This is a genomic window from Stenotrophomonas sp. STEN225 (assembly GCF_056756445.1).
The window spans coordinates 99331-118458 of sequence record NZ_JBRRBV010000007.1 but is presented as its reverse complement, the minus strand read 5'-3'; the positions used below and the strand labels follow the sequence as shown (position 1 = coordinate 118458).

Below are 19128 nucleotides of genomic sequence, written 5' to 3'. Positions count from 1 at the left end.
CCATGAGCAGCCTCGGATCCCTCCCTCTCCCCGTGAGCCCGGACAACGATCCGCTGCGCGATCCGGCGCTGTACATCAACCGCGAACTGTCGCAGCTGGATTTCAACTTCCGCGTGCTGGCCCAGGCCATGGACCCGCAGGTGCCTCTGCTGGAGCGCCTGCGCTTCATGTGCATCTCCTGCACCAACCTCGACGAGTTCTTCGAGATCCGGGCCGCCGCTGTCCGCCACGCGCAGGAATACGGCCTGCCGCCGGCTCCGGACGGGATGAGCCCGCAGGCCATCCTCAACGCCATCCATGAACGCGCCGCCGAACTGGTGGACCAGCAGTACCGCTGCTGGAATGAGACACTGCGCCCGGCCCTGATGGATGCCGGCATCGGCGTGCTCGGCCGCCATTCGTGGAACCACCGGCAGAAGCGCTGGCTGCGGGCCTACTTCCGCAACGAGATCATGCCGGTGCTGTCGCCGCTGGGCCTGGATCCGGTGCATCCGTTCCCGAAGATCCTCAACAAGTCGCTGAACATCGTCGTCGTGCTGAAGGGCACCGATGCATTCGGCCGCGCCGGCCACCTGGCCATCGTGCGAGCACCGCGCTCGCTGCCGCGCATCATCCAGCTGCCGGAAAAACTCGGTGGCTCGCAGAACTTCGTGTTCCTGTCCTCGGTGCTGTCCACCTTCGTGGATGAACTGTTCCCGGGCATGGAAGTCCAGGGCGCCTACCAGTTCCGCGTGACCCGCAATTCCGAGCTGGTGGTGGACGAGGAGGAAGTGGAGAACCTGGCGCTGGCACTGCGCGATGAACTGGTCGACCGCGGCTACCGGCCGGCGGTGCGGCTGGAAATCGCCCATGACATGCCGCGCGAGATCGTGCGTACCCTGCTGCAGAACTTCGGCCTGACCGAGAACGCGGTGTATCGCATCGACGGCCCGGTCAACCTCAACCGCATCATCCAGCTGTACGACCTCATCGCGCAGCCGGACCTGAAATATCCGCCGATGACGCCGCGCACGCTGCGCGACACCGATGGCATCTTCGAGACCGTGGCGCGCCAGGACCTGCTGCTGCACCATCCCTTCGATGCGTTCGCCGCCGTACTCGACCTGATCCGCCAGGCGGCGCTAGATCCGAACGTGCTGGCGATCAAGCAGACCCTGTACCGCACGGGCAAGGATTCGCTGATCGTCGATGCGCTGATCCAGGCTGCACGTGCCGGCAAGGATGTGACCGTGGTGGTCGAGCTGCGCGCACGCTTCGATGAAGAGGCCAACCTCGGGCTGGCCGATCGCCTGCAGGAAGCCGGCGTACAGGTGGTGTATGGCGTGGTCGGCTACAAGACCCATGCCAAGATGCTGCTGATCGTGCGTCGCGAAGGCCGCAAGCTGCGCCGTTACGTGCACCTGGGCACCGGCAACTACCACAGCGGTACGGCGCGCGCGTACACCGACATCAGCCTGATCACCGCTGATGCGGACATCGGCAATGATGTGCACCTGCTGTTCCAGCAGCTGTCCGGGCTGGCCTCGAAGATGAAGCTCAAGCGCCTGCTGCAGTCGCCCTTCACCCTGCATACCGGCATCCTGGCGCGGATCGAGCGCGAGACGCGCATCGCGGCCGCGGGCCGCCCGGCACGCATCATCGCCAAGATGAACGCCCTCAACGAGGCCCAGGTAATCCGCGCGCTGTACGCCGCCTCGCAGGCCGGAGTGCAGATCGACCTGATCATCCGTGGCGCCTGCACCCTGCGTCCCGGCGTCCCGGGCGTGTCCGACAACATCCGTGTCCGCTCCATCGTCGGCCGCTTCCTGGAACACAGCCGGGTCTACTGGTTCGGCAACGATGGTGCACCCGAACTGTACTGCGCGAGCGCCGACTGGCTGGAGCGCAACCTGCTGCGGCGGGTCGAGACCTGCTTCCCGATCCTGGATCCGACGCTGGCCAAGCGGGTCTACCGCGAAGTCCTGCAGAACTACCTGGATGACAACCTCAACGCCTGGGAACTGGATGCCGATGGCATCTATCACAAGCGTGCCCCAGCCCACGACGAGGCCCCGCATTCGGCGCAGATGGCATTGATGCAGGGTCTCTGACCCGGTAGGTGCCGGCCTTGGTCGGCACAATGCGTCCAATGTAGAACACCGGGGTCAGAGCTCGTTGCGCAGCAACGGGATCCGACCCCGTGTCGTTCCGGCAGACCGCGGCCAACTGTCGAAGGCGGGGTGGGTCCGGTTGAGGGGGTGTGAGCGGCATGGATGCCGCGACCAAGCCCCCAGGGATGGGTTGACGGCGTCCCCCTCATCCGGACCCACCCCGCCATCCCTCAGAAAACCCGCTTTTGACGTTGACGTTGACGTTGACCTTGCCGGCCAGCGGCCGGCACTACCGAACGCCCCCCGAAAAAATGTGAAGGCCATGCGGTGACGCCGCGCCCCGGCCTTCGGCTAACATTCGCCCATGCCGCATACCACCACGACTCCGCCCGCATTGCAGGATGGCGACCTGCTGGCCGCCATCGACCTTGGCTCCAACAGTTTCCACATGGTCATCGCGCGCTACACGCTCGGCCAGCTGCGGGTGATCGACCGCCTGCGCGAAACCGTGCGCATGGCCGACGGTCTGGATGGCAAGGGGGGCCTGTCGGCTGCGGCACGGCAACGCGCACTGGAATGCCTGGCCCGCTTCGGCCAGCGCATCCGCAATGTCCCGTCGCACCGCGTGCGTGCACTGGCCACCAATACCGTGCGCCAGCTGCGTTCACCGCAGTCGTTCCTGGTTCCCGCCGAAACCGCGCTTGGCCATGCCATCGAAGTGGTGAGCGGCCGCGAGGAGGCGCGCCTGATCTACCTGGGCGTCGCCCATGCCCAGCCGCCCAAACCGGGCGAGCGCCGGCTGGTGATCGACATCGGCGGTGGCTCGACCGAGTTCATCATCGGCATGGGCATGCAGACCCTCGAGCGCGAGAGCCTGCAGGCCGGCTGCATTGCCAGCACCCGCCGCTTCTTTCCGGGCGGCAAGCTCAGCAAGAAGCGCTGGAAGGATGCACTGGCCGAGATCGGTCGCGAGTTCCAGCCCTTCGCCAGCAAGTACCGTGCGCTGGGCTGGCAGGAGGCACTGGGTTCTTCGGGCACCCACAAGGCGATCAGCGAGATCTGCGCGACGATGAAGCTGAGCAAGGGGGCGATCACCGCCGAAGCCCTGCCACAGCTGCGCGACGAGCTGCTCAAGGCCAAGAAGATCGACGACATCGTGCTGCCGGGCCTGTCCAGCGATCGCCGCCCGATCATCGCGGGCGGCATCCTGGTGCTGGAGGCGGCCTTCCAGGCGCTGGGCCTGCAGAAGCTGCTGGTCAGCAAGGCCGCGATGCGCGAAGGCATCCTTTACGACATCGTCGGCCGTGCCGGCGAGAACGACCTGCGCGACGAATCGGTCGCTGCGCTCACCCACCGTTACGGCATCGACACCGTCCAGGCCGACCGCGTGCAGGACACCGCCCTGTCGCTGCTGGAGCAGGTACAGGAACGCTGGAAGCTCGATGCTGACGATGCCCGCATGCTCGGCTGGGCGGCACGCCTGCATGAGCTGGGGCTGATGATCGCCCACAGCGGCTATCACGTGCATGGCAGCTACGTGCTGGAACACTCGGACATCGCCGGCTTCTCGCGGCAGGAGCAGCAGATGCTGGCGGCCCTGGTCCGCAGCCATCGCCGCAGCGTGGGCAAGACCGCGTTCGACGCCCTGCCCGAGCGCCTGCTGCTGACCGCGCGGCGGTTGGCCGCGCTGCTGCGCCTGGCGGTGCTGCTCAACCGCGCCCATGAGGACGCCCCGCTGCCGCCGCTGGAACTGACCGCCGATGACAACCGGTTGTCGCTGATCGTGCCGCAGGCGTTCATCGACGCCCGGCCGCTGCTGCGCGCCGACCTGATCGGCGAGACCGACGGCATCGCCGGCCTCGGCATCCAGTTCCGTCCCTTCGTTGCCTGAATAGGCGCGCCTCGGCGTTACATTCGGTGACACTTTGCGCAATCTGGCGGCTTTTCCTGCTGCATCGCGTCAGCCCGTCGTTGGGGGTCCATCCGCGACGGCATCGTAAGCGATTGCTTTTGTTCATGTTTTGTGAAGATTTGTGACAAAGCGTTAATTTGTTCGACACGCCCTCTTTACACAGCATTAACCAACGAGACTACTATCGGGTTGCTGGTCCGGTCGCACGACCTTCCGGCTTCTTCGACGCCCTTTTTGGCGTCCGTTGCACGACCTGAGAGAGAGAGCTCGTATGACTTCACGCACCACCGCCCTGGGGCAGGCGATCCGCTATGCCCTGGCTACCACTGCAACGCTGGCGGCACTGCCCGCGTTCGCCCAGAGCGAAAGCACTGCTTCGCCGACCAACCTGGACCGTATCGAGATCACCGGTTCGCGTATCCGCCAGGTCGACGTGGAAACCGCCCAGCCGGTGTTCGCGATCAGCCGCAACGATATCGAGCGCCAGGGCTTCAGCTCGGTTGCCGACATCCTGCAGAACGTCACCGCGATGGGCAGCCCGGCAATCAGCCGCGCCAACGCGCTGACCGCGGGCGAGAACGCGGGCGGCACCTACATCGACATGCGCAACCTGGGCACGCAGCGCACGCTGGTGCTGGTCAACGGCAAGCGCCTGGGCATCAGCACGTCCGGCTACCAGGACGTTTCCTCCCTGCCGGTGTCGGCAGTGGAGCGCATCGAGGTGCTGAAGGACGGCGCTTCTGCGATCTATGGTTCGGATGCCATGGCTGGCGTGGTCAACATCATCACCCGCTCCAACGTCACCGGCGTGACCGCCAACGTCTACCACGGCCAGTACAGCGAGGGCGACGGCGCGCGCGACCGCTTCGACGTGGTCGCCGGCTGGAACAACGACCGCATCTCGCTGACCCTGTCGGCCGAGCATGCAGAAGAGAAGGGCGTGTGGGCACGTGACCGCGGCTTCAGCCAGTACGGCATGACCGATCGCCACCCGAACGACAGCAGCAACTGGACCACCATCAGCCAGTACGGCCAGTTCACCGGCGTGCGCGGTCCCGGCTGCAATGCGACGCCTCCGGCAGGCTGTGGCTACTCGCTCAACCGTGGCACGGACCCGACCAATCCGGCCAATTACCACCTCACCAACTCCACGCCCTTCACCGGTGACGTGAGCAACGCCAACGACCAGATGCACGTGATGTACCCGGTCAAGCGCGACTCGATCTACTTCGACGGCCGGTTCAAGATCACCGACAACGTCAACTTCCGCACCGAGCTGGGCTACAACCAGCGCGAGTCCACCCGCCAGATCGCGGGCTATCCGCTGCAGTCGAGCACCGCCGGTGTCGGCTCCATGTCGATCGACAGCTACTTCAACCCGTTCGGCAACCAGCACGGCTTCGCCACCCCGACTGCGGTGGCCTGGAACCGCCGCACCTGGGAAGTGCCGCGCGTGACCACCAGCGAGCTGAAGACCTACCGCGCGGTGGCGTCGTTCGACGGCTCGTTCGATATCGGCGAGCGTTACTTCGACTGGGAAGTGGGCTACCAGTACAACCGCAACGAGCTGGAATCGGTGGCGACCGGCAACCTGCACAAGGGTCGCGTCGCGGCCGGCGTAGGTCCGTCCTTCTTCAACGCCGCCACCGGCAAGGTGCAGTGCGGCACGGCCGCTGCTCCGATCTCCTACGACGTCTGCAAGCCGTGGAACCCGCTGGTTCCGTACGGCACCACCGCTGCCGATGGCATCTATGGCAACGAAGAACTGCAGGCGTGGCTGTTCCCGGATGAGATCACCAAGGGCCGCACCACCTCCAAGAACTTCTTCGCCAGCATCGCGGGCAGCATCGTGACCCTGCCGGCCGGTGACCTCGGCTTCGCCTTCGGCGTGGAAAGCCGCAAGGAAGAAGGCAAGTACACCCCGGATGCCCTGGCCCAGACCGGCGCCACCACCAACCTCGCGGCTGGCCCGACCGGTGGCGACTACACCGTCAATGAAGCCTACCTGGAAGTGAACGTTCCGGTGCTGGCCGATCTGCCGGGCGCGAAGGAACTGAGCTTCAACGGTGCAACCCGTTTCTCGGACTACAACACCTTCGGCAACACCCTCAACAGCAAGTTCGGCTTCAAGTGGAAGCCGATCGACTCGCTGATGGTGCGTGGCACCTGGGCGGAGGGCTTCCGCGCCCCGACCATCAACGATCTGTTCGGTGGTGGCTCCGAGACCTTCGCGCAGTTCAGCGATCCGTGCGACACCCGCTTCGGTTCCTCGGCCTCCAGCGCCGAAGTCCGTTCGCGTTGCGCCCGCGACATCGCCAATGCCGATACCTTCCGCCAGCTGCGCCAGGGCGGCACTCCGGTGAACACCTCCACCGATGCCACGCCGGTGCCGTTCACTTCCGGCTCGAATCCGCTGCTGACTCCGGAAACCTCGACCAGCAAGACGCTGGGCCTGGTCTGGAGCCCGAGCTTCATCCAGGGCTTCAACGCCTCGCTGGACTGGTGGAAGATCCGCATCGACAACACGATCATTGCCGATACGCCGACCCAGATCCTGCAGGACTGCTACGAAGCAGGCATCGATTCGCGCTGCACGCGCTTCCAGCGTGACCCGGTGACGGGCATCGTGACCAACCTGAAGTTCGGCAACCGCAATGCGGGCTTCATGGAAACCGAAGGTTACGACCTGGATGTGAGCTACCGTCTGGACACCCGGTTCGGCAAGTTCAACGTGAATTCGGCCACCACCTACGTGTCCAGTGCGACCTACCGCACCTCGAACGACAGCTCGATCGTTCCGATCGTCACCAATGGCATCGGCAGCGCCTTCCGCGTCCGCTCCAACCTGGCGCTGGGCTACGATCTGGGTGACTTCGGCGTGACCTGGACCGCGCGCTACTACTCGGGCGTGAAGGAGACCTGCTCCAACATCGGTCTGTATCCGGACGAGTGCTCCGATCCGGGCGTGTATGCACCGTGGTACAAGGGCTCGCGCAACTACAACGAGCGTGGTTCGGTGACCTTCCACGACGTGCAGTTCCGCTACAACCTGCCGTGGGATGCGACCGTCGCCGTCGGCGCCAACAACGTGTTCGAGAAGTCCGGCCCGATCATGTACAGCAAGCCGAACTCCGCGTTCTCGTACTACGGTGGCTACGACATCGGTCGTTTCATCTACATGAAGTACCAGCAGCGCTTCTGATCGATCGCACTGCGACGCTCCACGACCACGGCCCTTCGGGGCCGTGGTTTTTTCTGGCCCCGGCCCCGCCGCCGGCACTCCTGCGCGTCTGTCATGCCTGTGTCGCCAAGCCGTCATGTCGGCTACATCGCCAGGCCCGAGCATGCCGGGAAACCGGAGGCCCGCCATGCGCTATGCCATCGTCACCGAGACGTATCCGCCGGAAGTCAACGGCGTCGCACTGACCGTGCAGGGACTGGAACAGGGCCTGCGGACGGCCGGGCACGAGATCGACCTGATCCGGCCACGCCAGGCCAGTGAAGCGCTGGATTCCGCTCCCGGTACCCTGCTGGTGCCCGGCGCCGCCCTGCCCCGCTATCCCGGGTTGCGGTTCGGCCTGCCGGCCCCGATCCGGCTCGGTCGCCACTGGCAGCAGCAGCGCCCGGATGCGATCTATGTCGCTACCGAAGGCCCGCTGGGCTGGTCGGCGCTGCGTACCGCGCGGCGCCTCGGCATCCCGGTAGCCAGTGGCTTTCACACCCGCTTCGACGAGTATCTGCCCGACTACGGGGTCGCCTGGCTGCAGGCCGCCGCGATGCGCTGGATGCGCCGCTTCCACAACCAGGCCGACGCCACCCTCGTGCCCACCCGCGAGCTCCAACAGTTCCTTGCCGAACAGGGCTTCGAGCGCGTCCGGCTGCTGGCCCGCGCGGTCGACAGCCAGCAGTTCGACCCGGGCCGGCGTGACCCCACCCTGCGCGAGGAATGGGGCATCGACGGCAATGGCCTGGCAGCGATCTACGTTGGCCGCATCGCCGCCGAGAAGAACCTCGGACTGGCCGTGAAGGCGTTCCGCCGCCTGCAGCAGATACGGCCGAAGGCACGGTTCGTCTGGGTCGGCGACGGGCCCGCACGGGAGAAGCTGGCGCATGAGAACCCCGACTTCATCTTCTGCGGCATCCAGCGCGGCGAAGCGCTGGCCCGCCATTTCGCCAGCGGCGATCTGTTCCTGTTCCCCAGCCGCAGCGAGACCTTCGGCAACGTGACCCTGGAAAGCATGGCCAGCGGCCTGGCCACGGTGGCCTTCGATTACGGCGCGGCGCGTGAGTACCTGCGCAACGGCGAGAACGGTGCCGCCGTGGACAACGACGAGCAGTTCGTCGAAGCGGCCGTGCAGCTGGCCAGCGATGACACGCTGCGCCGCGAACTGGGCAGCCAGGCCGCACGGGCGATGAAGCGGCTGCATCCGCAGCAGGTGGTGGCCGAGTTCGATGCGCTGCTGGCCGAGCTGGCGAACACCCGGAGGATTGGCCATGCGCACCACGCCGCTTGAACTGCTGCGCGGCAGCGAAACACGCCTGTGCCGGCGGGCGAACCACTATTGCCGGCGCCGCCGCGTGCGCCGTCTGTTCTCGATCATCAGCCGGCTTGGCGACGGCGTGTTCTGGTACGTGCTGATGGGTGTACTGGTGGCGATCGATGGCTTTGACGGGCTGCGCGCATCGGTGCACATGGCCGCCACCGGCCTGGCCGCGCTGCTGCTGTACAAGGGCCTCAAGCGCTGGACCCGGCGCCCCCGCCCGTATGCCGCGGATCTGCGCATCCGGGCCTGGGTGGCCCCGCTGGACGAGTTCAGTTTCCCGTCCGGGCATACCCTGCACGCGGTGTCGTTCACCATCGTGGCGTTGGCCTATTACCCCTGGCTGGCGCCGCTGCTGGTGCCGTTCACCCTCGGCGTGGGCCTGTCGCGGGTCGTGCTGGGCCTGCATTACCCCAGCGATGTGCTGGCCGCCACCGGCATCGCCGCACTGCTGGCGTCGGCCAGCCTGGCCTGGCTGCCGCTGCCGGTGTGATGCGCTCGCCGGCCATGGCCCGGCGCTACCGGTATCCGCGATGACCTAGAATGCAGGCATGACCACGCTGTTCATTTCCGACCTGCACCTGGACCCGAGCCGTCCGGAAATCACCGACCTGTTCCTGCGTTTCCTGCGCGAACAGGCGCCCGGCGCGGACGCGCTGTACATCCTGGGCGATCTGTTCGAGGCCTGGATCGGCGACGACACGCCCTCACCCGCCGCCGATGCGGTGGCGGACGCATTGAGGACGCTCGCCGACAGCGGCGTGCCGGTGTACTTCATCCGCGGCAACCGCGATTTCCTGCTTGGCGAAGACTACGCACGCCGCGCCGGCCTGCGCATCCTGCCCGACCCCTGCGTGATCGAGCTGTACGGCCGTGCCGTGCTGCTGCAGCACGGCGATCTGCTGTGCACCGACGACATTCCCTACCAGCAGTTCCGCGCACAGACGCGCGATCCGGCCTTCCAGGCGCAGTTCCTCTCGCAACCGCTGGCCGCACGCATTGCCTTCGCACAGAAGGCCCGTGAAGCGAGCCAGGCACGGCAGTCGGAAATGAAACAGGGCAACCGCGTGCAGTTCGAGACAGTAACCGACGTGGCCCCGGCCGAAGTGGAGGCCACCTTCATCCGTCACGGCGTGGACACCATGATCCACGGCCACACCCACCGCCCTGCAATCCATGCGCTGCAGGCCGGCGGACGCAGCTGCACCCGCATCGTTCTGGGTGACTGGTACGAGCAGGGCTCGGTACTGCGCGTGACCCCACAGGGCTGGACGCTGGATTCGCTGACCTGAGGCCCGTCCATCCACGGCAGCGCACGACCCCGGGTCGTGCGCCCCGAGTACCGGTTACCGGAAGCCGGCGATGGTGTGCTTGGTATTGACCAGCACGCGCTGGTTGTCGGCGGTGCTGGCAGTGCCCATCGGGATGCCGTTGTAGCTGATGTTCGGATTGGACCAGTAATTCAGGCGCGGGCAGCTGCGGGTGCAGTTGTACGCCATGATGGTGCGCCAGCCGGTACCGCTGGACGGCTCATAGCGATAGCCATGGCCATAGGCGTACGGCGACGTGCTCGGATCGTTGGCGAGATCGTGCCGCGCGCTCTGCAGGTGGCCGATCTCGTGGGCGAACGAGTAGTAGCCGGTCGCGCAATCCCAGTACACCGCCGCGAATGCGGTGGATGCGCTTGAGCCGATGCCCGAGGCCAGGCCGCAGTACGACGCGTTGTTGATCAGCAGCACGCCGACATCGGCCGTGTAGGTATTGCGGCTGCTGTGGATGCTGTCCATGTAGCCGTCGCTGGTGCCGCGGAAACGTGCCAGATCGGTATTGAAGTCGCCGGATTCGCTGTAACTGGTGGTCTCGTAGCGGGCCAGCTGCAGCGTCAGGCCGACATTGCTGTTGGTGTAGCCCTGGTTCGACTCGGCGACCGCCAGCTGCACCAGCGACTGCATGTTGCCGCCATAGGCGGCGACGGCGGCATTGGTGGCCACCACCAGTACGCGGATGGTCGCCGGCGTTCCCGAAGACGCCTGGGCAATGCCGATGCGGTCATCGGCCGGCAGCGGAATCTTCGGCAACTGGTTGTAGTCGGCCGGGTGGTCGGCCGGCATCCGCGATTCATCCACTTCCACCAGGACGTGGCGGTTGCCGAGCGGACGCAACCGGTAGAGTTTGCCGTCCTTGCGGATCGAGCCGGTCAGCGTGTCGCCGGAGCGGACCAGGATCACCGAATTGCCAGGGTCATCCTGTCCATTGGAGGTGGCCGCCTGCAGCCTGCCCGACGCGGAGCGGAGCTGGCCGTACCAGACAGAGCCGCCGTCGGGCAGCGTTTCGACCTTGCTGCGTACCGCCTGCACCCGCTGGCCAAGCAGCTCGAACTCCAGCTGCGGCTGCGCGGTGGCAGCGGCATCGACCCGCACCTCCTGCACGGCGGCCGTGGACGGCGTCGCCAGCAACCGGCCCAGCGCAGGTTCACTGCTTGCCGATGCACGACTGAGTACCGTCACCGGCTCGAACAACGGTGCAGCACCGGCGGCCGCAACCACCGACATTCCCAGCAACAGGCCACCCGCCGTCTTGCCAATCGATCTGGACATCATTTCGTCGCTCCTTGAATGAAGTGAACAGCAGTGATGCAGCACGACCCGTTGTGTCGGGTCCGGCCATCTGGCCTGCGCAGGTCGTGTGAATTCAATAGGCGGTCGGAATGAGAATCTGGATCTGTGATCGACCGCATCTGCGTTCAGTCACGTCAACAGCGTCGCTACACTTCGCCAACACACCGCTTTCGCGCTACCGTGACGTAGCCACGACGGGGAATGCACATGGCACCAGCGCAGGACACCCATGACGATGCCGCCGTGCTGCGGATTGGTCTGTTCTTCGATGGCACCCGCAACAACGCGCACAACCTGGCGCGCGGACACGTCCAGGTGCCGCAACCCCGCCCTGCCGTGCTGCGCGCCGACGATGATTCGACCTATCAGAGCCGGTTGACCAGCAGCTACGACAATGGCCTGACCAACGTCGCACGGCTGCACCGGTTGTATCCGGACAGCCGCCAGGAGACGCTGCCGTTCCCCTCGCTGGCCATCTACGTGGAAGGGGTGGGCACCCGCGATGATGCCGAAGACGATCTGCTGGGACTGGCCTTCGGCATCGGCGCCAGCGGTGTGCGTGCCAAGGTCGAGCGCGCGCTCAACGAGCTGTTGCCGGCAGCATTGACCAGCGTGTCCGCGCGCTGGCACAGGCCCGTGCAGGCCGTGCAGCTGGATCTGTTCGGATACTCGCGCGGGGCGGCGGCGGCGCGCGATGCCGCCAACCGCTTGCAGGCCTGGGATACGGCCCGCTGGCAGCAACTGCTGCAGGACGCGGGGCTGGTGTGCGCCGCCGGCTTCGCGCCGGCACGGCCGCTGCTGCGCTTCATCGGCCTGTTCGACACGGTCGTCGCCGTAAGCGGGGGAAGAGCCGATGAGCGACCACGCGTCGCCCTCGCCGCCGACATCGCCGGACGTGTCGTGCAGCTGGTCGCGCGCGACGAACATCGCCAGCACTACCCGCTCACGCGGGTGGCCGCGGCGCACGTGGAGATCGCACTGCCCGGCGTGCACGCCAACATCGGCGGTGGCTACAACCAGACAGAGGAAGGACCGAAGCTGCTCAGTCGCCCACGCCGGCAGCAGCTGCGCCGGCCAAGCGTGGCCGACTACCAGGTCCCCCCGCTGGCACAGCTTCAGGCCACGACGGTGTACGCCGAGGCGCAGGCGGATGCCGAACGCTGGCGGCAGCAGCTCGGGCTGGGCGAAAAGGAAGTCTGGGTCGATGTCTGGCACCAGTGGCAGCAGCAACGCCGCGCCGGCAGCCGCAGCGTGCTGCTGTCGCCGGTGTTGTACGTCACCGCGGCAGTGGTGCTGCGTCGGCGCATCGACTGGCGTTACCAGCTGGTGGCCCTGCAGGTGATGCAGCAGCAGGCCATCGCCGCCGGCGTACGCTGGCGCGCAGATGCCAACGCGGTTGCCGGCTGGGAACTGCCCGAAGCACTGCTGCCGATCGCGCGCCGGCTGATGGCCGGCCAGGCCCTCACCCCGGCCCAGGAAGCACTGCTGCGCAGGCGCTACCTGATGCAGTCGGCACACTGGAATTTCGACGCTCTGGGCGATACCGCGCTGACCTATGCGGCCGATGCCGGCGTGAGCGAGCTGCCGTATCGACCCGGTCCCGGCCTGTTCTACATCAACCGCCCCACCGTGGATGGCAAGCGGGTGGTGCTGCCGAACACATGAGACGCGCCCGCGCGGGACGGGAAGGGGCTCCCGCGTTGCCGGTCAGCCGGCCTGTTCGACCAGGTTGGCCAGTTCGTCGGCATCGAAACCGGCCAGCAGGCGGGCTTCCAGGTTGAACGGACCGTGCAGGTAACCGCCTGCGAACTCGACCAGCAGTGCCTTGAAGCGTGCGCGCGGTTCAACGCCGGCACGTTCGCAGTACCAGCGGTACCAGCGCGAACCTGCGGCGACGTGCGCCACTTCCTCGCGCAGGATGATCTCCAGCACATCCGCGGTCTCGCCATCGCCGACGTTGCGCAGCTTGTCGATCATGCCCGGTGTCACGTCCAGGCCACGCGCTTCCAGTACGCGGGGCACCAGCGCCATGCGTGCCAGGCCGTCATGTGCGGTCTTCTCGCACATCTCCCACAGGCCGTTATGCGCAGGGAAGTCGGCGTAGTCGTGGCCATGTGCCAGCAGGCGCTCACGCAACAGCATGAAATGCCGCGACTCGTCATCGGCACAACTGACCCAGTCGGCATGGAAGGCTGCGGGCAGGCCGCGGAAGCGATACACGGCATCCCAGGCCAGATCGATCGCATTGAGTTCGATGTGGGCGATGGCATGGATGAACGCGGCGCGCCCTTCCACGCCACCGAGGCCACGCCGCGGCACCTCGCGCGGATGGACCAGTACCAGGCGGTCCGGCCTGCCCGGCATCCGGATCGGCTCCGGTGGCGGCGCATCCACCGCCACCTTCAGCCGCCCCGCGCGGAATGCCGCGGCATGAGCCTGGGTCAAGGCCACCTTGCGCAGCGGATCGGCTTCTGCAAGGCACTGCTGCGCGGCACGCAGCAGGTCGCCACCGACGTCGGCCAGCTCGACCACGCCCTTGGCCTCAGGCGCGGCGCTTGTGCTTGGCGTCGTCCGAACGCAGCTGCTGGATGCGCTCGAAGTAGCCCGGTTCGATGCCGGTGGGATAGTGGCCGTTGAAGCAGGACGAGTCGAAGTTGCGCAGTGCGGGGTTGCCCTCGCTCACGGCCGCTTCCATGTCTTCCAGATCCTGGTAGATCAGCCAGTCGCAGCCCAGGTGGGCCTCGATTTCTTCAACGCTGCGGTTGTGCGCGACCAGTTCTTCGGCGGCCGGCATGTCGATGCCGTAGATGTTCGGGAAGCGCACCGGCGGCGCGGCACTGGCCAGGTAGACCTTGCGTGCGCCCGCATCACGGGCCATCTGCACGATCTGCTGGCTGGTGGTGCCACGCACGATCGAGTCGTCCACCAGCAGCACCACCCGGTTGCGGAACTCCAGGTGGATCGGGTTGAGCTTGCGCCGCACCGACTTCACCCGCTCACCCTGCCCCGGCATGATGAAGGTGCGGCCGATATAGCGGTTCTTGATGAAGCCTTCGCGGTACTTCACCCCGAGCACATTGGAGATTTCCAGCGCGGCATCGCGCGAGGTATCCGGAATCGGGATGATGGTGTCGATGTCGTGGTCCGGGCGCAGGCGCAGGATCTTCTCGCCCAGCTTGATGCCCATGCGCATGCGCGCCTTGTGCACCGAGACATTGTCGATCATCGAATCCGGGCGGGCGAAGTACACGTACTCGAAGATGCACGGCGTATGCTCGGCCGGTTCGGCGCAGATTTCCGAGAACAGCTCGCCACGCGCGGTGATGACCAGCGCTTCGCCCGGCTGCACGTCGCGCACGCGCTGGAAGCCGAGCACGTCCAGTGCGGCCGATTCGGAAGCGACGATGTACTCGTCGCCCTCGGCATGGCTGCGCTTGCCCAGCACCAGCGGACGGATGCCATGCGGATCGCGGAAGGCAACCAGTCCCAGGCCCAGCACCACGCTGACCACCGCGTAGCCGCCCTTGCAGCGACGATGCACCCCGGCCACCGCGCGGATGGCGGCTTCCGGACTGAGCTGGCGCTGCTGTTCCAGTTCGTAGGCGAACACGTTCAGCAGCACTTCGCTGTCCGAATCGGTGTTGACGTTGCGGCGGTCCTGCTCGAACACCTGCTGGCGCAGAGCCTCGGTGTTGATGAGGTTGCCGTTGTGCGCCAGGGCGATGCCATACGGCGAATTGACGTAGAACGGCTGCGCCTCGTCCATGCCTTCCGAACCGGCCGTGGGATACCGCACGTGGGCGATACCGACGCTGCCCTCCAGGGTGGACATGGTGCGTGCGTCGAACACGTCGCGGACCAGGCCGTTGGCCTTCTGCACCCGCAGGCGGCTGCCGTTGGCGGTGGCGATGCCTGCCGCGTCCTGGCCGCGATGCTGGAGGACGGTCAAGCCGTCATACAACTGCCCGGCGACGTTCTGGTTGCCGACGATTCCGACGATGCCACACATGGTGCGAGGTCTCCGCTGGGCTGTGCCCAGTTACAAGGAAGGTGGCCGTGCCTGGCCTGGGGTCCCGCCCGCGGCAGGCGCGGGCCGGGCCGGACGCGCGGGCGCCGGCTCGATGTTGCTGGGCAGTGTGGGGGCCGGCCGGGGCTCCCGCTCCACGTCCACGGGCCGCGGCCATCCGCCGCCCGCCACTACCTCGTTGAGAACGCCATTATCGCCTGTCGGCGCCGGCTTGCCCAATACCTGCGAGGAGGTGGGGGCATTCTCGAGCAGGGGCAAGGGCAGTGCCCCCGGCAGCAGGCCGTCCAGCGGCAGCGCCTGTGGCAGCATGCCGTCCAGCTGCGGCAGCTGGGCCTGCATCCAGGCCACCGCCGGCTGCAGCAACGGCCGCACCTGCGACTGCTGCCATGCCGGCTCAGCCGGCAACGCGGTGAAACCGGCCAGCAGCAACAGCACGCTGGCGAAGAACAGGCCGCGGACCAGGCCCAGGGCACCGCCCAGCAGGCGATCCACGCCGCCCAACAGGGTCAGTTTGATCGCTGCCTTCAGCAACAGCCCGACCAGCCCGACCGCCACCACGGTGAGCACGAACACCCCCAGATAGCCGGCCAGATAGTGACCCGTGCCGGGTGGCTGCGGCGCCGCCCACCAGTGCGATGCCTCATTGCCGAAGGTGAACGCCATCCAGCCGGCCAGCAGCCAGGACACCAGCGCGACCACCGTGCCGATGAAACCGCGGATGAAGCCGAACAGCACCGACGCACCGATCAGCACGCCCAGCACGATGTCGATCACGCTGCCCGCTCCTGCCGACGACAGCGGCGGACAGCGCGCGTGATCACGGGTGCGGTCGGACCATGCCGGCCACGCCGACCTTGGCCGCCACCTGGGCCTTCAGCTGCTCGGCATCGGCGCGGTTGGCCACCGGCCCGACGCGCACGCGATGCAGGGTGCCCTTTTCGGTGCGGACCTGCTCGACAAAGGCACTGAATCCGGCAGCGCGCACCTTGTCGCGCAGCGCGTTGGCGTCGTTGGCCTGGCCGAACGCCCCCAGCTGGACCGCGAAACCAACACCGCCCGCCGCCGGCGCGGCCGGGGTTTGCGGTTGCGGCTTTGGCTCGGGCTTGGCGACCGGCTTCGTCGCCTCCGGCGTCGCCGTTGCCTTCGGTGCTTCAGGCTTGGCGACCGGCGTGCTGGGCGGCAGGCTCTCGCTGCGCACCGGGTTGCCCGTGGCCGACGGCGTGGACGCCGCCGCCGGGGTGCTGGCCGACGGTGCCGCCGGCGCCGCAGCAGCGGCGGCCGGTGCAGCCGCAGCTGCGGGCGCATCCAGCGTGATCACCTCGGCATGGACGTCGGAGCGGATCTTCACCGCCTGCAGGCGGGCCGCCTCGGCCTGGGCGCGATCGGCATACGGTCCGACGCGCACGCGCCACGCCTGCCGGCCGTTGATGGTCGCCGCCTCGGCAAAGCCCGGCAGCTGCGAACGCTTCAGATAGGCGATCACCGCATCGGCGTCGGCCTTGCTGCCATAGGCGCCGAATGTCACCGCATAGTTGCCGGCAGCCACCGCCGGCGAGGTGTCCACGGTCGGCGGCGTGGCGGGCGCGGCTGCGTCCTGCAGCGGTGCGGCCTGGCCACTCTGCAGGCCGGTGGCCCCCCCGGCCGGGGCGACCAGCGGCAGCTCACGGGTCTCGAACTGGCCGTCGGCGGGCGCATTGGGCGCTGCGATCGGCACACTGGCGACGCCACTGTCCGGCGCCGGCCCCTTCACCAGCATCGGCAGGAAGATCACGGCGAGTGCCACCAGCACGATGGCACCAATCAATCGCTGTTTCAGAGGCGTATCCACGTGAGGCAGGCAACTGTCCGGGGGTTGCGGTCGATTATACGGGTGCCGGACCGGACGGCGTCGGCGTTGGCTGAACGTGGATCAGGGCGCGGGCTGCAACCACTGCAGGGCCGCAGCGGCCGTGTGGAACGAACCGAATACCAGTACGCGGTCGCCTGGCTGGGCCTGTGCCAGCACCTGCGTCAGTGCCTGCTCGACAGTGCCGACCAGCCGTGCGGTAACCGCAGCGGTGCCGTGCAGGCGTGCCTGCAGCTGCTGCGCACTCTGTCCGCGCGGACCTTCCAGGCCGGCCAGCGTCCACTCGTCCACCACATCCTGCAGCGCCTGCACCACGCCTTCCGCATCCTTGTCCTGCAACGCGGCATAGACCGCCAGGGTCCGGCCCGGGACAGCTTCGGCCTTCAGCGCGCGTGCCAGCTGGCCAGCCGCCTGCGGGTTGTGACCCACATCGACCCGCACCTGCACGCCATCACGATCGAATGCCTGCAGGCGGCCGTTGATGCGGGCGGCGGCGATGCCAGCCGCCCACGCCGCGCGTGGCAGCGGCCGGTCCAGCGCGCGCAGCGCGGCAATGGCCGCACCCGCATTGGCCAGCTGGATCGGACCGGCCAGCGCGGGGGTCGGCAGTTCCATGCGCAGGCCGACATCGCGCCAGCGCCAGCGCTGGGCATCGATCGGCTCGTAGAAGTAGTCGCTGCCGCCGCGGATGGCGTTCGCGCCCAGCAGATAGGCCCGTGCCAGCACGCTCGACGGCGGGTCGGTCTCGCCCAGGATCACCGGTTTCCAGCCGCGGATGATGCCGGCCTTTTCCGCACCGATCGCTTCACGGTCCTCGCCCAGCCACTCGGCATGGTCGATGTCCACCGTGGTGATCACGGCCACGTCGGCGTCGACGATGTTGACCGCATCCAGGCGCCCTCCCAGCCCGACTTCCAGTACCGCCAGATCCAGCGCTGCCCCCGCGAACAGCTGCAGGGCGGCCAGCGTGCCGTACTCGAAGTAGGTCAGGGTGATGTCGCCACGCGCAGCTTCGACGGCGTTGAATACCGCCACCAGAGCGGCATCCTCCGCATCCTGCCCATTGATGCGCACGCGTTCGTTGTAGCGCAGCAGGTGCGGCGACGTGTAGGCCCCCACCTTCCAGCCTGCAGCGCGGCCGATGGCCTCGATGAAGGCGACCGTGGAGCCCTTGCCGTTGGTCCCACCGACCACGATGGTGCGCTTGGCCGGCGCGCCCAGTCCCATCCTCGTGGCCACGGCGCGGACGCGCTCCAGGCCCATGTCGATCGTCGCCGGGTGCTGGCGTTCAATGTAATCCAGCCATTCGGCCAGGGTGGTCGGCAGGTTCGTCACGGCAGCGGTTCCAGCAGAAGCAGGGTGGTTCGATGTGGACAGGGATCAGAGGGCGCGGTGCTTGGCTTCGCCGAAGAACGGGGTGTGGTGGGCGCAGTCGTTGAGGCGCACGACCTCCAGGCTCTCCAGGTCCGGACCTTCAAGCAGGTTCAACGTGGTCGGTGCCTGGCGGAAGGTCCACAGCCGCGACAGCGGCAGGCCCAGCACCCTGCACAGGATCACCCGGTTGACGGCATCGTGTGCGACCACCAGCAGCGTGTCGTGCTCCCCGAGGCCCTCGCTGGCGCGTGCCAGGCCGCGCCAGCTGCGCTCGAGCACCAGACGCAGCGACTCGCCGCCCGGCATCAGCACGGTATCGGGTTCCTCACGCCACGCCTTCAACCGCGACGGGTCCTTCTCGTTGATCTCGCTGGCCAGCAGGCCTTCCCACTCGCCATGGGCGATTTCCTGCAGATCCGGTTCGGTCTGCAGCGTGCCGGCACGGTCGGCGCCGAGGGCCAGCTGGGCGGTGCGCTGGGCGCGCGACAGCGGCGAGGCCACCGCACGGGTGATGTCCACGGATGCCAGGCGGGCGCCCAGCGCCTGGGCCTGGGCTTCGCCGATGGGCGAAAGCGGGATGTCGATCTGGCCCTGGTAGCGGCCTTCGGCGTTCCACGGGGTTTCACCGTGGCGGGCAAGCAGGATGCGCATGCGTGCAAGGAGTCCTGGGGGGAGGAGATGGCCGCGTTTCGTTCACATCCTGTGAAGTACGCGGAACAG

Annotated in this window: 14 protein-coding genes; 7 read left to right on the top strand and 7 right to left on the bottom strand. The window is 67.3% G+C overall.

The window, feature by feature from the left end:
• Positions 1-2 precede the first annotated feature (2 nt).
• From ppk1 to lpxH, 6 genes are all read left to right on the top strand, one after another.
• On the top strand, positions 3-2090 hold the full coding sequence (gene ppk1, locus ACVOJ1_RS09220) for a polyphosphate kinase 1 (RefSeq protein WP_053519438.1): 2088 nt from the start codon (positions 3-5) through the stop codon (positions 2088-2090).
• A 364-nt stretch (positions 2091-2454) separates the two neighbouring features.
• Positions 2455-3981 (top strand): exopolyphosphatase, encoded by a 1527-nt coding sequence (gene ppx, locus ACVOJ1_RS09215; protein ID WP_053519439.1) that lies wholly within the window; start codon positions 2455-2457, stop codon positions 3979-3981.
• A gap of 292 nt (positions 3982-4273) precedes the next feature.
• Complete coding sequence (locus ACVOJ1_RS09210; protein WP_111186885.1) at positions 4274-7204, top strand: TonB-dependent receptor domain-containing protein; 2931 nt, start codon at positions 4274-4276, stop codon at positions 7202-7204.
• 166 nt (positions 7205-7370) lie between these two features.
• Positions 7371-8516 (top strand): glycosyltransferase family 4 protein, encoded by a 1146-nt coding sequence (locus tag ACVOJ1_RS09205; RefSeq protein ID WP_111186886.1) that lies wholly within the window; start codon positions 7371-7373, stop codon positions 8514-8516.
• Positions 8497-9036, top strand: a complete 540-nt coding sequence (locus tag ACVOJ1_RS09200; RefSeq protein ID WP_053519442.1) for a phosphatase PAP2 family protein — start codon at positions 8497-8499, stop codon at positions 9034-9036. The genes ACVOJ1_RS09205 and ACVOJ1_RS09200 overlap by 20 nt, the downstream gene beginning before the upstream one ends.
• Positions 9037-9094: 58 nt before the next feature.
• Positions 9095-9835 carry a UDP-2,3-diacylglucosamine diphosphatase gene (gene lpxH / locus ACVOJ1_RS09195; RefSeq protein ID WP_111186887.1) on the top strand — a complete coding sequence of 247 codons (741 nt, stop codon included), beginning with the start codon at positions 9095-9097 and terminating at the stop codon, positions 9833-9835.
• Between the two features lie 54 nt (positions 9836-9889).
• Here the strand turns inward: lpxH and ACVOJ1_RS09190 are convergent, their stop codons facing one another.
• Positions 9890-11143, bottom strand: a complete 1254-nt coding sequence (locus tag ACVOJ1_RS09190; RefSeq protein WP_053519444.1) for a M12 family metallo-peptidase — start codon at positions 11141-11143, stop codon at positions 9890-9892.
• A gap of 225 nt (positions 11144-11368) precedes the next feature.
• On the opposite strand from ACVOJ1_RS09190, the gene ACVOJ1_RS09185 reads away from it, so the two are divergent.
• Entirely contained in the window at positions 11369-12826 is a 1458-nt protein-coding gene (locus tag ACVOJ1_RS09185; protein ID WP_346480348.1) for a DUF2235 domain-containing protein, read from the top strand.
• A gap of 42 nt (positions 12827-12868) precedes the next feature.
• On the opposite strand, the gene ACVOJ1_RS09180 is transcribed toward ACVOJ1_RS09185, so the two are convergent.
• From ACVOJ1_RS09180 to ACVOJ1_RS09155, 6 genes are all read right to left on the bottom strand, one after another.
• Positions 12869-13693: a ferritin-like domain-containing protein gene (locus ACVOJ1_RS09180; RefSeq protein WP_065175939.1), complete on the bottom strand. Its 825-nt coding sequence runs from the start codon at positions 13691-13693 to the stop codon at positions 12869-12871.
• Between the two features lie 10 nt (positions 13694-13703).
• Positions 13704-15170, bottom strand: coding sequence for an amidophosphoribosyltransferase (gene purF / locus ACVOJ1_RS09175; RefSeq protein WP_065175938.1), 1467 nt, complete (start codon positions 15168-15170; stop codon positions 13704-13706).
• Between the two features lie 30 nt (positions 15171-15200).
• Complete coding sequence (locus ACVOJ1_RS09170) at positions 15201-15962, bottom strand: CvpA family protein (RefSeq protein WP_111186888.1); 762 nt, start codon at positions 15960-15962, stop codon at positions 15201-15203.
• A 43-nt stretch (positions 15963-16005) separates the two neighbouring features.
• Positions 16006-17016, bottom strand: a complete 1011-nt coding sequence (locus ACVOJ1_RS09165; RefSeq protein ID WP_111186889.1) for an SPOR domain-containing protein — start codon at positions 17014-17016, stop codon at positions 16006-16008.
• Positions 17017-17097: 81 nt separating this feature from the next.
• Positions 17098-18369 carry a bifunctional tetrahydrofolate synthase/dihydrofolate synthase gene (gene folC, locus ACVOJ1_RS09160; RefSeq protein WP_346480347.1) on the bottom strand — a complete coding sequence of 424 codons (1272 nt, stop codon included), beginning with the start codon at positions 18367-18369 and terminating at the stop codon, positions 17098-17100.
• A 45-nt stretch (positions 18370-18414) separates the two neighbouring features.
• Positions 18415-19059 carry a histidine phosphatase family protein gene (locus ACVOJ1_RS09155; RefSeq protein WP_053519451.1) on the bottom strand — a complete coding sequence of 215 codons (645 nt, stop codon included), beginning with the start codon at positions 19057-19059 and terminating at the stop codon, positions 18415-18417.
• Positions 19060-19128: the final 69 nt, after the last annotated feature.

Bases quoted from the DNA above. Each gene is read 5' to 3' on its own strand.
- ACVOJ1_RS09190 (WP_053519444.1), bottom strand. From the start codon at position 11,143: ATGATGTCCAGATCGATTGGCAAGACGGCGGGTGGCCTGTTGCTGGGA.
- ppx (WP_053519439.1), top strand. From the start codon at position 2,455: ATGCCGCATACCACCACGACTCCGCCCGCATTGCAGGATGGCGACCTG.
- ACVOJ1_RS09185 (WP_346480348.1), top strand. From the start codon at position 11,369: ATGGCACCAGCGCAGGACACCCATGACGATGCCGCCGTGCTGCGGATT.
- lpxH (WP_111186887.1), top strand. From the start codon at position 9,095: ATGACCACGCTGTTCATTTCCGACCTGCACCTGGACCCGAGCCGTCCG.
- ACVOJ1_RS09210 (WP_111186885.1), top strand. From the start codon at position 4,274: ATGACTTCACGCACCACCGCCCTGGGGCAGGCGATCCGCTATGCCCTG.
- purF (WP_065175938.1), bottom strand. From the start codon at position 15,170: ATGTGTGGCATCGTCGGAATCGTCGGCAACCAGAACGTCGCCGGGCAG.
- ACVOJ1_RS09155 (WP_053519451.1), bottom strand. From the start codon at position 19,059: ATGCGCATCCTGCTTGCCCGCCACGGTGAAACCCCGTGGAACGCCGAA.
- ppk1 (WP_053519438.1), top strand. From the start codon at position 3: ATGAGCAGCCTCGGATCCCTCCCTCTCCCCGTGAGCCCGGACAACGAT.
- ACVOJ1_RS09200 (WP_053519442.1), top strand. From the start codon at position 8,497: ATGCGCACCACGCCGCTTGAACTGCTGCGCGGCAGCGAAACACGCCTG.
- ACVOJ1_RS09205 (WP_111186886.1), top strand. From the start codon at position 7,371: ATGCGCTATGCCATCGTCACCGAGACGTATCCGCCGGAAGTCAACGGC.